Origin of the sequence: Marinobacter sp. MMG032 (assembly GCF_040112695.1) — a bacterium.
Classification (GTDB): domain Bacteria; phylum Pseudomonadota; class Gammaproteobacteria; order Pseudomonadales; family Oleiphilaceae; genus Marinobacter; species Marinobacter salsuginis.
The window spans coordinates 2460332-2474773 of the sequence record NZ_CP157802.1 but is presented as its reverse complement, the minus strand read 5'-3'; the positions used below and the strand labels follow the sequence as shown (position 1 = coordinate 2474773).

Genomic DNA, 14442 nt, shown 5'->3' with positions numbered 1-14442 from the left:
ATGACCGACCCCGGAGATCTGCGACCCAACGAGGAGGCCGTGGAACTTGAACCGGCCTCCGATGCCTCGCTTCGCTTCATCGGCACCATCCGCACGCCCTGGCGCGACCGCAAAGACTGCCCGCGCCAGGGCAAGCTCGACGGCCCCGAATGTCAGCTGGTACTGGACCCGGTCTGGCACCAGGCCCTGGAGGGCCTTGAAAACTATGACACCATCGAAGTGCTCTACTGGCTCGACCAGAGCCGCCGGGATCTGATCCGGCAAAGCCCTAAAAGCGATGGCCAGACGTTTGGCACCTTTGCCCTGCGATCGCCGGTTCGGCCCAACCCGATCGGCACCTCCATGGTTAAACTGGTTCGCATCGAAAAAGGAACGCTGGTTGTGCGCGGCCTGGACTGTCTGGACGAAACGCCCTTACTGGACATCAAACCGGACCGGTGCGCCTTCAGCCCGAAGGCGCCGGATAAACCTGGGAGTAGAGACTGAATCTTTACTGATCGAGGATGTCGATGATTTCCCGAGTGTCCTTGATGACCGTATAGATGCGGTCTTCCACTCTCACTTCTGCCCGTCCATCGCCGATATCGCGAACATCGCCGTAATCGTATAGCTCACGATGCAAACGGTCGCCGCGGCCAATATCCAGCTTTTTCTGCCAGCCCGGAGGCAGCGGCTTGCCCTGCTCCACCTTCTTCTGCAGTCCGGGCGGCAATGCATCGCTATGGTTGCCAGCGTTTACAGGCATGGTCGCACCGAACAGCAGCACCATTGCGACAGCGGATAGAGTTTTAAACATGAATAGCTTGCTCCTCTCGGGCATGGATTGCGTTCATTTAAACTGGATGGCCAGCATACGAGATCTTTGTGTCTACACGCTGAGTCTTCGGCTTGCGTTCCCTGACAGAAAAAAGCTCTGTTCGCCGGGCAATTTACTGAGGTATAGCTTCCGGACGCAAACCAGAACTGATCGCCTCTGCGACCAGCCACCGGCGAAGGAGCTGAATCCCTCGTTCACGGCGCCGGCTGGTTTTCCATGCAAAATAGAAAATATCGCCCGTCATGACGGAATGGCAGGGCAAGCGCACGAAGTCGCTGGAATCCTTCCGGGTACTGAGCATGTAATCGTTGGTCAATGCGATTCCCTGGTGAAAGCGCGCGGCTTCAAGCGACAGCAGCATATGGCTTGAATGCAGCAAACGGCTCGATCGGGGCAGCTCCAGGCCCGCCTCGCGGTACCAGGCTTCCCAGTCCCCGCCCTGCCGGTCATAGATACTGTAGGTCGATAACAACGGAAACTCCGCCACCATTTCCGGCGTCAACGAGACCGATGACGGGTCACCAGCCACTTCCTCCAAGTCCAGTTCCCGACGAATCTTCTGCCAATAGTCCTGACTGCACACCGGGAACAGACGCTCCTCGTAAAGCAGCTCATAGCTGAACGCCGGCGACGTGGGTTTAACGGTAACAAAGCAATCCGCCACCCGATCCGACAACACCGGATTCTGACTGCTCATTTCCAGCGACAGATCCAGCTGAGGATGCAACCGCTTCAGATCCGGCAACCTGGGCACCAACCACCGAACAGCAAATGAGCTGAACACCGACAGCCGCAGCAAGGACTCCTCATGGCCCAGCAACTGCTCACTGGCCCGCTCAATCTGCAGCAGCGCCGAGCTGACTGCATCCAGATACTGCCGCCCCTCATCGGTCAACGACAGCGTTCGCCCACTGCGCCAGAACAACTGCTCCCCCAGATAGGTTTCCAGCTGTTTTATCTGGTGACTGACCGCACTCTGGCTCACCGCCAGCTCTTCGGCAGCAAGGGAAAAGCTGTTGAGACGGGCAACGGCTTCAAATACGGGCAGGGCTTTCAGGGGTGGCAGCTTCATTATCTAATTTTCTAATAGGTCGTGAATAATGATCATTTTATCGGATATTAAAGCCCAAATAGAATGCCTGAGCCAGTTAGGGGAGCTCGGGCAGCAAATGGCTTCCGAAAATGCTCGGAGCCATGGAAGGCGAGGAGCAAGCGTACATGGACGTACTCGCAGCGGTTTTCGGAAGCCATTTGCTGACCGGGCTCATGCACCCAAAGTTCAGGAATTGAGGAGAAAAACATGTCAGGAAAAACCGTAAACAGCGCCATCCTTCTGCTGGTGATCGGCAACGCCATGGCATTGATCTCTGACGTATTCATCAAACTGCTTGAACCCGGCGCCCCGGTGTTCCAGTTTGCTTTCCTGCGCTGCCTGATCACCCTGGCCTTCCTTTTACCGCTGGCCAAACAACTGGACCGGAAAAACCTGTTCGCCGGCCTGAAAATCCACACCTTCCGGGCTCACGTTCACCTGGCTGGAATTCTGTGCATGGTGATCGCCCTGGGCAACCTGCCCCTGGCGACTGCCAACGCCGTGTTCTATGCAGCGCCGATCCTGGTCATGGTGCTCTCGGTGTTCCTGTTCCGGGAAAAGCTGACTCCACTGAGCGTCACCGCTGTGTTCAGCGGCTTTGCCGGCATCGTGCTTATCCTTCGGCCGGTGGAATTCAACTGGGCGGCCGTGGCGGCACTCGCCTCAGCCTTTGCCCTGGCCATCAACGCCGTGCTGGTGAGGAAACTGCCGAAACAGCAGAGCACCGTTCACAAACTGTTCCTGAATTACCTGCTGATTCTGCCCGCAGCTGGTGCACTGGCCTGGTGGGAAGGCGCCCAATGGGATTCTGGCATCCTGATCGGTGCCATGGGCTCCGCCCTGTTTATTCTGGGCTACAACATCACCGTACTGCTGGCCTATCGCCAGGTGGATGCAAACCAGGTCACCAGTGCCGAATACACCGGTCTGATCTGGGCCGTAGGAATTGGCTGGATCTGGTTCGGTGAAGTGCCCGACCTGTGGTTCCTGGCCGGCAGCCTTATGATCGTGGTGCCTTTGATTCTGATTGGGTTGGGTTCGCGTCAGAGAACCCAACGCGTGCCCCAAGCCTTCCCCATGAATGGTTAAAGCCTCAAGCGACATCGCCGGATCTTTCGTAAAACTCCGGGCATCAATATCCTCTCCCTGGCCTAGCAACAAATCAATGACCTCAATTGCAGTGTTTTGATTCACCCTTAGCGCTGGGAATAGCGGTGTCTCTTGATTGGGGTCTGCTCTGAGATTTGGATCTGCACAAAGCTCCAATCGTTCTTGAATCCTTCGAATTCCCGCTCTTGATTGTTCCAATACAGGTTTTCAGGGGTATCCGGAAAAACTGGTTGATGCGCGACTTTCTGCACTCAACTTATGTCGTTCTCCCAGCGGAAAAGGGAATTGGTGACTTTGAAGTTTTAACCCTTCATTAACCCCTCTGTCTCTAAGCTGTCCATCTGGTTCTAAATACCCTAATCGCCGGTGGACAGAGTTCATGCCTTCTTACCTTCTGCTTTTGGTCTCCTTGGTGCTTGCCCTGCTATCGGGCTGTGCCAGTATTGGTGATCAGAGTGACTATTCCTCCCAAGCCAGCCACATACCATTGACGGTGCCAGCCTGGTCAAACGATGACTCAGTGGGTTCTGCCACGCGTCTGACCGAACTGATAACCAGCCAGGAACTTCAATCGCTGGTTTCCGAGGCTCTGGCCAATAACCCCGGATTGCAACAAACCCTCCTGGCTCTTCAGCAGAGCCAGGCAAGATTGCATCAGCAGCGCGGTGACCGATACCCCGAGCTGGAAGCGGGCTTTAGCGTAGGAAAAACTGAAGATGCCGACAGCCAATACACCGGATCACTGACACTCAACTGGCAACTGGATCTGTGGCAACAGATTGAAGACGGTATTAACGCAGCAGAGCAAAGCCTGTTTCAGCAGCAGGAAACCTTCCAGGCAGCCAGGGATACGCTTGCGTCCGAAACGATGAGTAGCTGGCTGGGTCTGATCTCACAAAAACGTTCCCTGGCGATAGAACGGCAAAGGCTGAACACTCTCGAAAAGAACGAGCAAGTTATCCTGCAACGCTATCAACGCGGGCTTGGCACCCTGGACGACCTTGACAGCGCCCGCAGCTCAACCCTCAGCACCCGTGCTTCTGCACGCGAGCTTGAGCAGTCCATTCGCGAAGGCGAGAGAGCGCTGAACAGTCTGCTGGGTCGTGTAACCAACAACACATATCAGGTGCCCGACGAGTACCCCAACGTAGAGAAGCCACTGGCCGAATTACCGGAACAGACTCTGGCCCGCCGCCCGGATTTGCAGGCGGCGTGGCACGCCATTGTGGCAGCCGAAGAAGACGCCAGCGTTGCTTATAAAGACCTGCTTCCGAGGATAGATGTCCAAGCCGCACTGGAAGACATTGCAGACTCACCTGGAGATGCCCTTCTCACCGATCCGGTCTGGTCTTTGCTGGGCCAACTGACCGCGCCACTGTTTCAGGGGGGAAAGCTGAAGGGCGCCGCCGAAATCGCCGAGCTGGAGAGCGCCATTCAATACCAGAATTATCGCGAAACACTGCTGACGGCTGTTGAGGAGGTCCGTAATGCGCTGGCCAGGGAGCAGGCGCTTGCCGAACGGCAGACCTATATACAGAAAGCCTTAGAAAGACAGCGCCTTACATTGACGCGTTATCAGGATAAGTACCGTGCCGGTAACGCCACCATTCTGGAGCTTCTGGAAGTACAGGGGCAAACCTACGATCTGGAAGCACAGCTCGACACACTTACCTTCAACCGCCTCGATAACCGCATCACCTTGGCGCTTGCGCTGGGTCTGGGAGTCACCGAATGAGTCGTAAAACCATCCGAATAATTGTCCTGTTGCTGGCTGTCGTGTTTGTGGTTGCTGTCATTATTTATAACAGCGGGCGAATGTCCGAGTACCAGGAAGCATTGCAGCAGACACCGGCAGCCAGGAAGCAAGAAAGCCCAACCGTTGCCGTGGTCGAGAGCACCGCTGCCACTCACCAGGCTTCTGTTAAAGGGGTTGGTGGCGCCGAGGCGAGGTTCGATCTGGCGCTGAATAGTCGTGTCAGCGGCCAGGTTGTCGCGGTGCACGACGCTTTTGAGTCTGGACGGTTGGTTACCAGTGGCACCACCCTCGCCACATTAGACGACAGCCAACTTCGGGCGTCACTGGAGTCGGCCCGCGAAACCCTTGCTAGTGCTCGCGTGGATTACTTGCAAGAGCAACAAGAGTTGCAGCAGGCGCAACAAGAATGGTCCTCGTCCGGGTTAACGGGTGAGCCAACCTCTCCTCTGGTGCTGCGAGAACCACAACTGGCCGCTGCAAAAGCCGCATTGGATAGCGCAAAACAAGCCGTTGCTGCTGCGGAGGCGGACCTCGCTAGTGCCCGCGTCAAGGCACCATTCGACGCCATCGTGGTGAGCCGGGACATTGCGCCGGGGAGTTACATACAAGCGGGTAATGAGATCGGGCAATTGTTAAGCGCCGGTACAGTGGACGTTGCCATTCCTCTGTCAGCAAGCGACTGGTCAATGCTGCCCAGCGAGGCAGAACTCTTGTCGGGGCACTACCCGGTAAAGCTTCAGCAGAATGAAACCGGTAAGCATTGGAACGGCGTCGTGACTCGTGTCGAAAAGAGCCTGAACACGGATACTCGCCTGCGATCCCTGATCGTCACAGTGGAACAACCGCTTAACCATGTCACCCCACTGTATCCCGGCACTTTCCTTAACGCACAAATTCCAGGGAAGGCCGTGGCTGGCCTGTGGAAGCTACCTCCATCAGCGCTGAGCCAGCGGGGCGAGATCTGGACAGTCACCGAAGACAACCTTCTGAAAGCTCACGCCGCCAACATCCGCTTTTCGGATACCGGGCACATCTACGTCGAGCCGCCTGAAGGCAGCAAAAGTGCGAAGGTCCTTGTTCAGCCGTTAAGCAGTTACAGCGAAGGAATGAAAGTTGTTCCTCAAAAGGAGCAATACGATGAGTAATCAGCACAGCTACAAGGGTGTGATTCCCTGGTTCACCGCCAATCCGGTAGCCGCTAACCTGCTTCTGATCCTCATCATTGTCGCGGGTCTGTTGACCGTTGGCGACTTACGCAAGGAAGCCTTTCCGGCAGCCGATCCGGAGAGTATTACCGTGTCTGTAACCTATTTGAGCGGTTCCGCCCAGCAAAGCGAGGAAGGTGTCGCCATCAAAATCGAGGACGCTCTGGAGGGCGTCACCGGCATCAAGTCCATCACATCTACTTCTAACAGCCAAGGTGTGACGGTCACTGTCGAGCGGCAGTCGGATTACGACCTGGATGCTCTGCTACGGGATGTTAAAAACAAGGTAGATGGTGTTTCGAATTTTCCGGCCAATGCGGAAAAGCCAGTGGTAGAGAAAGGTCAACGGGAATCCCAGGCCATTACACTCCAATTGTATGGTGATGTCGGTCGTCAAACCTTGCAGCAACTGGGAGACCGGCTGAAGGCGGATCTTCTGTCACGACAGGATATCAGTCGGATAACCTATTCAGGCTGGGTTGATCCGATCATGTCAATTGAGGTGGATGAATCCAGGCTCCAAGCCTATGGCTTGTCGTTGACAGACGTTCAGGATGCTATCAATCAGTTTTCTTCGAATACCTCCACGGCCATCCTTCGTCATGAGCGTTTGTATTTGCAACTCAAAGCATCGGAGCAGGCTTACTACGCGACGGAGTTTGCCCAGATTCCGTTGATCAGCACAGCACAACACGGAATCGTCACCCTGGGTGATGTGGCCCGTATTCGCGACACCTTCGATGACGCCACACCCGTATTGTCCCGGTTCAATGGCCGGAACAGTCTTGCACTGGATGTGATCAGTATTGGTGACGATGACATCCTGAAAACCGTTGCCGCCACTGAAGACGTTATCAAAATATGGCGGGAGAACGGGACCCTGCCGGAAGGGGTAAAACTTGCAAGCTGGAGCGATAGCAGCGAGAACATCTCCAGCAGGTTGACGCTGTTGGTGGAGAACGCCCTGATGGGGATCGCGCTGGTATTCCTGTTGCTGGCGATTTTCCTGAATCTCAAGGTGGCTTTCTGGGTGGCGATGGGATTGCCATTCATTTTCTTCGGGACGCTTTTTTTCATGGGCAGGAACTTCACCGATCTGTCCCTGAATGAGTTCACTACCTTCGGCTTTATCATGGCCCTGGGGATCGTGGTGGACGATGCCGTAGTCGTAGGTGAGAGCGTTTATACGACACGGGAAAAGTATGGCGACACACTCGAAAACACTATCAAAGGCACCCTGACGGTGGCCTTGCCGACGCTATTCGGGGTGTTTACCACTGTGGCTGCTTTTGCGGCGTTGTCGCAAATCAGCGGTATGCTCGGCCAGCTCTACGCACAGTTTGCGGTGGTGGTCACCATCTGTCTTTTGCTGTCTGTAGTGGAATCTAAGCTTATCCTTCCAGCTCACCTGTCCCACCTGCACACTCATCGCAATGGCGAACGCAGAAACTGGGCCACTCGTGGGTGGCAGAAAATACAGAACGGCGCGAATGCAATCCTCAATGCCTTCAATAGCCGCATCTACACACCGCTGATCGGGCAAGCAATCGCGCACCGTTACGCAGTGGTGTTGTTCGGCATTGGCGTGCTCGTTCTGGTTATCGCCATGCCCTTTAACGGCACAGTGCGAACCAGTTTCTTCCCGGATGTACCCGCCCAGACCGTGACAGCCAGTTTGACCATGCAAAAAGATGCAAGTTACGGACTGACGCACAACGCATTGCGCCAACTTGAAACCCAGGCATTTGAGGTTGACGAAGCTCTTCGATCAGACAGCGGCCATGAGGAAACAGCCATTGCTAACCTTCAGGTCATCTCCGAAGCCGACCAGAGCGGATCAGTGACCGTCGAGTTAACCGATGACGCACCTTACACGCTGGCAGGATTTACCGGTCGTTGGCGAGCGCTTGCGGGCAAGCCCGAGGGCGCAAAAACCCTCAGTGTTCAGAATCGTCAAATGATGGTGGACGCCTTGCGTATTGAACTTCGATCCAGCGACGACGATGTGCTCAACCAAGCAGGGGAGGCATTGAAAGGACACCTTCAGGGTATCGGAGCCATCAGTGGCCTGGACGACAATCTCACGCCAACTCAGCCTCAGCTCAACCTGAAGCTTACCGATCAGGGCAAGGCAATGGGCATAACAACCGATGATCTGGCGGCCCAAATATATCAAGCGTTCAGCGGCCAGGTCGTTCAGCGTTACCAACGGGGCGGGGATGAAGTGGAAGTAAAAGTACGTTACCCGGAATCTGACCGAGGCAGCGCCGCCGACGTACTGAAGGCAAATATCCGCACCCCGTCCGGTGATGTCGTACCTGTTTCCTCTGCGGCTGTAGCAACCTATGGCTTTTCCCGCGATAACATCACCCGTATCGATGGAAAACGCGCTATCTACATCACCTCTGACGTAGATAAGGAAACCATATCCGTAACCGAACTGGTCCGGAGTCTGCAAATGACCATCGCCAAAGACCTTGAGAAACAATATCCCGGCCTGGATATTCAGTTTGGTGGCGAGGCAGAACAGCAGCAGGAAACCTCTTCGTCCATGGCGACCATGTTCTTTATGGCACTGCTGGCCATCTATATGTTGCTGGCCGTTCCCTTGAAATCCTATATCCAGCCAGTCGTCATCATGACCGCCATTCCCTTCGGTGTCGTGGGCGCTATCCTCGGTCACTGGCTGAATGATCTGCCGCTGAGCATATTGTCCTTTAATGGAGTAATCGCGCTCAGCGGTGTGGTTGTGAACGACAGCTTGCTGCTGGTTAGTCAGTATAATCAGGAAGCCCGGCAAACCGACGATCGTAAAAAGGCAATGATAACCGCTTGTGTCGGTCGGCTGAGGCCGGTTCTACTGACATCAGCAACAACGTTTGCCGGCCTCATACCGATACTTAGCGAAACCTCTCTACAGGCCCAGTTCCTGATTCCCGCAGCCGTTTCACTGGCCTATGGTATTGTATTTGCGACGGTAATCACTCTGATTCTGACACCCTCACTAGTCGCCATCCAGGAAGATCTTGCCAGCCGCCTGAAACGACTGGCACCAGGCAAGCCGGACAGCGAAGGAGTCTCTGAGCCATGCTAGACATTCTGTTAGTCGAGGATGACTATGATCTGGCCACGACTGTGGTGCAGTACCTGGAACTGGAAGATATCCGATGTGATCATGCCAGCAACGGCGTACAAGGGCTGCAGCTGTTGCAGGATCACGACTACGATGCGCTCCTGCTGGACCTCAATCTGCCAAGGCTCGATGGGCTCTCCCTCTGCCGAAAATTGCGGGACACAGGGCATGATATCCCGGTCCTGATGCTGACTGCCCGGGACCAACTCAAGGACAAGCTGGACGGCTTCCGCTCCGGGACCGATGACTTCCTGACCAAACCGTTTGAACTCGACGAACTGGTCGTTCGTGTGCGTGCACTGACTCGCCGTCGCAGTGGCCAGGCCCGGATATTGCGGTATGGCGAGCTGAAAATGGACCTGAACAAGCGAGAGGCCTGTCGGGCGGGCCGCACCCTGAAGCTATCCCCCATTGGCTGGAAGCTGCTGGAGATGCTTTTGAGAGAAGCTCCGGCGGCGGTGTCTCGTCAGCGACTGGAAGCCACCGTATGGGGAGATAGTCTGCCTGACAGCAGCGCTCTGAAAGTCCATATTCATCATGTTCGCAAGGCAGTCGACGCCGGTTTTCTGTATCCCATGATCCAAACCGTACCCCGCTTCGGTTTTGCCCTGAGAGACAACGATGATCAGAATTAACGCCAGTATCCGGGGATCTCTGATTCTCGCGTTTGCAACCGTTGCCCTGATCCTCGTCACGGGATACAGCTTTTTGTCCGCCCGATACTTTATCGATGGCATGGATACCATTATTGCCGACAACCTTATTCGGGCTGCCAATGCCGCCGCCAGTAACAACAAGCGTCTCGACGTCAACATCCCCGACAACTACACAGTGACTCGCGAGTGGTCGGACCAACCCGACTGGATCGTCGCGGCAGTGCCAACGCCCCCACAGGCCGAGAATCAGCTTCAGAAAATCAAGTTCCCGGGAGCCGAGAAGCAGGCAGAGCAGATTATTTTTTATATGATCACCAGCGTATCTGGAGGTCCGTTTTATGTCAGTTTCCAGATTTCACCTGACCGGGTGTCCAGCCTTGTAGGTCGTAATGCCAGAGATTCATTAATGACGCTACTACTGATTGGATTAGGCTCCGCGCTGTTTCTGGCACTGATCGTCTGGTGGTTGATGCGCCAGGTAACTCAACCGGTGACTCGCCTGGGCATGTGGGCCAGGGGCTTGAACGAACAGACACTTGATAGAGACATTCCGGATTTCGAATTTCGGGATTTGAATGACTTCGCAGAAGTGGTACGTGGCAGTCTGATCTCGGTGAAAGAAGGTCTGGATAGAGAGCAGACCTTTCTCAGACAGGCCAGCCATGAGTTGCGCACCCCGATCAGTGTTATACGAAGCAACATCCAGTTACTGGATAAACTCAAAAAAACCCCACGCAGTGATCAAAGCGATTGCCGGGAAAATGCCATTGTAAATCGCCTTGATCGTGCCAGTCTGACCATGAAGCATCTGACGGAGACGCTGCTGTGGCTGGGGCGGGAACACAGTAATGAACTGCCTCAGAGTGAAGTGCGGCTGGATCAACTGATCGAAAGCCTAGCCAGCGATCTTGAATACCTGCTGGAGGGGAAAAGTGTCCAGCTATCTGTTCGCACATCACCCTGCACCTTTGAACTTCCTGAAACCGCTGCCCGCATCGTAATAGGCAACCTGATTCGCAATGCTTTCCAGCACACATGGGAGGGGCAGATTCTGATTACTCAGGAAGGCTGGGTGGTTGATATAGAAAACTTCGATACATCCGCAGCGGAAACGGAGGACGATCTTGGTTTTGGTCTAGGGCTACAGTTAACTGAAAAACTGACCCGCAGACTCGGCTGGAGATATGACAAGATAATCCGTCGAGACGGCAGAAGTGTGCGCTTGTATTTTAAGACTAACTTGGAGCCTTCAGAAGCTTTCAGCGACTTCTGACAGCCCAAGATTAAAATGCTAGTTGCAACACGCATGAACAAGATATGGCGCCTGATCACGAGCAGGAAAAGGTCAATCTTCTGAGCATTCTTTTCACAGAGCGTCGATTGTTTAAATCGTTCAAGTCTTATCGCCTCTGCGCCATTAAAACCTGATACTAACCCAGCATTTCGGTGCATTTATAACTGAAAACTCCGGATCCTCAGAATAGCAGTTCAGACTAAAACTGAGTGATTTATGCCAAAGGTTGTAGGCATAAATCTATGGTGACGAGTTAGAAAGATGAAATCTCAAGAGCAACGCCAACCGGGCAGCAAGTGAGCCGAACCAATGGAGTCATCTTCAGTAAGCACGAGGTTTTAAGTTTTTCCAGGTTCTGAGTCGATCTATTCGATCAGCGCCGGGAAGATTCGATTAGCACATGAGTGTCGTGAATGATCCGACCGATCCTGGCCTCCGGTGGCAATCCGTCACCGTAGCCCAGCTTTATACCGTAATGGCCGGAATGATGACGATGCCAGTCATGTCGGCGGTCATGTCGGTCGCGATAGAGATCGCGCTTGTGCTTTTTGCCCCATCCGCGCTTGTCTCCGTAGTAGCGATGGCGATCGTGATGTTTTCGATCCCACTTATGCTGCTTATGGTGCCGGGGCTTGTGATGGTGCCGATCATAACGGTCGTCGCGGTAATGGGCCTGCAAGAACTTTTTCTGGTGGCCCGGCGGCAGGGCATTTCCCCGATCATGGTGCTTTTGCCAGCCTTGCCCACGGCGGTCATCGTCGTCGGCCATCACCGGAGCGGATCCAATCAGGAACGCCATTACCAGGCTTCCGATCAACAATCGCTTCATGATGCTTCTCCCTTTCTGTTCAGAGACAGATCCTGCATCCGGACCCAATGCCGGATGCCTCTGAGTCCAGATTATCGAATCGGGAGCGAATGTCAGTGCCCCAAAGCGGGCTTTGCAGGATCTTTACCAAAGGCCCTGTCTACTTGACGTTCTGGCGTCTCTGGGTGCCGTTTTTGGCGACAGACTTGAGGTGGGATTCAATAGCAAAGGTGTGTGGGCAGTCGGCACCCAGCGCGCGGAGGGATTCCGCGAGCCTCAGCAGATACTCGGCATTCGGGCCGCTGGGGCCCGAGGCAGAGGCGATCTGCCGGGCAATATCCGCATCGGGGGCATGGCCGAGGAAGGCTTCATTATCTTCGGTGGCAATATAGACCAGGCCCTCGGCATGGCTGCCATCGTTGAAGGTGAGCGTGATGTTCAGGCGCAGATAACCGTTCTTTTCCCGGACATCCAGATGCTCGAATACCTTGGGCGACACCCGGAACGCCATGCCCTTGCAGACCGCATCCGGTTTTTCTATCAGGGTGACCACCCTGCCCGGCGACTCCGGCGTGCCCCGATGATCGTGGGAGCCTTGCCAGAACCGCCGCTCCCACCCTCGAATCGACGCCGGGCGCTGCTCCAGAAAGGGGAAGTCGACCTTGTAGATCAGGGAGCCGTAACCAAACAGCCAGACAGACTCCACGCCCGAGAAATCGTACTTTTTACGATTGTGCTCAATGGTATTGGCAGACATCAGACACCCTGCGGCAAGAACGGAATGATGAATACTCTAGGTGGACGCAATAAAACCGGCAATACCCGTCAGGACGATTTCAGCCGCCATGGCCGAAAGAATCAGGCCACTGATCTTGGACATGATGTTCAGGCCAGTCTTGCCCAGCACCTTTTCGAGATACCCTGAAAGATGCAGCAACACTGCCAGGATCAACAAGCTCGAGACCAGCCCCAGCAAGCCGCCGGCCACTTCGGAGACCCGATTGAGCTCGGCGCCATAGACCATGATCGCACCAATCGTGGCCGGCCCGATCATCACGGGAATCGCCAGAGGCACAACGGCAATGTCATCGCGATCCTCATCAGGCAGCCCCGTGGCGTGATTCCGGGTGCCACTGGTCACCAGGCTGGTGGCGGTCAGGAACAGCAGACTTCCGGCGCCGATCCGGAAAGAATTGAGGGTAATGCCGATGGCGCTGAACAGCAGCGGGCCGGCAAAGAACAAAATCACGCCCATCATAAAGGCCGAAACACAGGCACGACGGATGATCGATGTCTTCTCGGTTGCCGGCAGGCCCCTGGTCAGCGCCAGGAACATGGTCACCACGAAAAAAGGCGCCAGCAGGAACAGAAAGCGAATGGTGCTGCTGATGTAGGTGGAGAAAAAGGTTTCAAGCATTCCGGGTATTCCAGCGGTCAATGAAAGCCGGTAAGCATAGCTTGCTACCACCTTTCCTGCCGTAAGGAAGTGGACGTATGACGCCCCTTCAAATCACACGGCCAACGGTGTCACATAACTGAAGCGCTTACGATACTGTTCCATTGTGCAGCCCACCGTGCGCTTGAATAAACGCCTGAAAGAGCTGGCATCCTCGTAGCCCACGCTCCAGATAATGCGGGCCGTTTGCTCACGGCTGGATTCCAGTTTGTGTTTGGCGGCTTCAATGCGAAGGTGCTGGAGATAGCCAATGGGTGTTTCCCCGGTAGCCTCCTTGAACCGGCGCTTGAAGGTGCGAGTACCCAGTCCGGCAACATCAGCCACATCATCAATGCTGATCGGGTCTGAGTAATGATGTTCCAGCCAGGTTTGAGCCTTGCGGATGGGATCATCCTGGTGAGCTTTCCGGCTGTAGAAGGCCATGTAGGGTGTCTGTTCCACTCGGCGCCCGTCCAGAACCAGCATCTTGCTGCAAGCCAGGGCGACCGAGGGAGAGGCAAAACGTTCCACCAGGTAAAGGCACAAATCCACAAACGCCGTCGCACCACCGGCACAGATAATCTGGCCGTTATCCACCAGCAGTTGATCTTCATCCAGTCGAATGTCCGGGTATCGGTCCCGAAACAATGATGCTGCCCGCCAGTGTGTTGTGGCCACCTGATCGCAGAGCAAACCAGCCTCGGCAAGCACAAAACTGCCAGTGCACACACTCGCCACGACAACACCCTGCTCAAAGGCTTCCCTCAGCCAACCAAAAAGTGGGGTGGCGGGTGCCAGGGTTCGTTCCAGAAGCTCTGCATTGACCGCTGCTTCAACGGAGGAGCCAACCACAATCAAATCTGGCCGGAAACTTTCACGACACACCGTTGGTGTTACCAGAGCACCGCTGTAACCACGTACCGGCTGATTATCCACGGTCACCACCTGGCAGTTAAACAGGGGATCACTGTGAACGCCTGGCACGCGGGCGCAATAGTTCGCCACAGTGAAGAAATCCATCACACCGTGTACGCCCGAAGCATGGCAGTTAGGCAAGGCAACGATTGCAACATTCATCATGGGGAATGGCTCTTTCCGCACTTTATATGTCAAATATGACACTCCTGCTGACAGC

The 14442-nt window shown here is 55.0% G+C and carries 12 protein-coding genes and 1 pseudogene; 7 read left to right on the top strand and 6 right to left on the bottom strand.

The window, feature by feature from the left end; all coding sequences use genetic code 11:
* Positions 1-486 carry a tRNA (N6-threonylcarbamoyladenosine(37)-N6)-methyltransferase TrmO gene (gene tsaA / locus ABNF92_RS11355; protein WP_349342189.1) on the top strand — a complete coding sequence of 162 codons (486 nt, stop codon included), beginning with the start codon at positions 1-3 and terminating at the stop codon, positions 484-486.
* Between the two features lie 145 nt (positions 487-631).
* Here tsaA and ABNF92_RS11350 read toward each other — a convergent pair.
* Positions 632-715: pseudogene (locus tag ABNF92_RS11350) on the bottom strand (hypothetical protein); the annotation flags it as partial.
* A gap of 214 nt (positions 716-929) precedes the next feature.
* Complete coding sequence (locus ABNF92_RS11345; RefSeq protein ID WP_153634109.1) at positions 930-1889, bottom strand: LysR family transcriptional regulator; 960 nt, start codon at positions 1887-1889, stop codon at positions 930-932.
* 228 nt (positions 1890-2117) lie between these two features.
* Between ABNF92_RS11345 and ABNF92_RS11340 the strand changes: the two genes are divergently transcribed.
* From ABNF92_RS11340 to ABNF92_RS11315, 6 genes are all read left to right on the top strand, one after another.
* Positions 2118-2999 carry a DMT family transporter gene (locus tag ABNF92_RS11340; RefSeq protein WP_349342188.1) on the top strand — a complete coding sequence of 294 codons (882 nt, stop codon included), beginning with the start codon at positions 2118-2120 and terminating at the stop codon, positions 2997-2999.
* A 400-nt stretch (positions 3000-3399) separates the two neighbouring features.
* Positions 3400-4755: a TolC family protein gene (locus ABNF92_RS11335; RefSeq protein ID WP_349342187.1), complete on the top strand. Its 1356-nt coding sequence runs from the start codon at positions 3400-3402 to the stop codon at positions 4753-4755.
* Positions 4752-5921, top strand: coding sequence for an efflux RND transporter periplasmic adaptor subunit (locus ABNF92_RS11330; RefSeq protein ID WP_349342186.1), 1170 nt, complete (start codon positions 4752-4754; stop codon positions 5919-5921). The genes ABNF92_RS11335 and ABNF92_RS11330 overlap by 4 nt, the downstream gene beginning before the upstream one ends.
* Positions 5914-9075, top strand: coding sequence for an efflux RND transporter permease subunit (locus ABNF92_RS11325; RefSeq protein ID WP_349342185.1), 3162 nt, complete (start codon positions 5914-5916; stop codon positions 9073-9075). Before ABNF92_RS11330 ends, ABNF92_RS11325 begins: the two co-directional genes overlap by 8 nt.
* Positions 9069-9749, top strand: coding sequence for a response regulator transcription factor (locus tag ABNF92_RS11320; protein ID WP_349342184.1), 681 nt, complete (start codon positions 9069-9071; stop codon positions 9747-9749). Before ABNF92_RS11325 ends, ABNF92_RS11320 begins: the two co-directional genes overlap by 7 nt.
* 100 nt (positions 9750-9849) lie before the next feature.
* Positions 9850-11043: a HAMP domain-containing sensor histidine kinase gene (locus ABNF92_RS11315; protein WP_349342183.1), complete on the top strand. Its 1194-nt coding sequence runs from the start codon at positions 9850-9852 to the stop codon at positions 11041-11043.
* Positions 11044-11437: 394 nt separating this feature from the next.
* On the opposite strand, the gene ABNF92_RS11310 is transcribed toward ABNF92_RS11315, so the two are convergent.
* From ABNF92_RS11310 to ABNF92_RS11295, 4 genes are all read right to left on the bottom strand, one after another.
* Positions 11438-11893 carry a hypothetical protein gene (locus ABNF92_RS11310; protein WP_349342182.1) on the bottom strand — a complete coding sequence of 152 codons (456 nt, stop codon included), beginning with the start codon at positions 11891-11893 and terminating at the stop codon, positions 11438-11440.
* 139 nt (positions 11894-12032) lie between these two features.
* Complete coding sequence (locus tag ABNF92_RS11305) at positions 12033-12629, bottom strand: gamma-glutamylcyclotransferase (protein WP_349342181.1); 597 nt, start codon at positions 12627-12629, stop codon at positions 12033-12035.
* A gap of 36 nt (positions 12630-12665) precedes the next feature.
* Positions 12666-13289 (bottom strand): MarC family protein, encoded by a 624-nt coding sequence (locus ABNF92_RS11300; protein ID WP_349342180.1) that lies wholly within the window; start codon positions 13287-13289, stop codon positions 12666-12668.
* Positions 13290-13382: 93 nt separating this feature from the next.
* On the bottom strand, positions 13383-14387 hold the full coding sequence (locus tag ABNF92_RS11295; RefSeq protein WP_349342179.1) for a helix-turn-helix domain-containing protein: 1005 nt from the start codon (positions 14385-14387) through the stop codon (positions 13383-13385).
* Positions 14388-14442 lie beyond the last annotated feature (55 nt).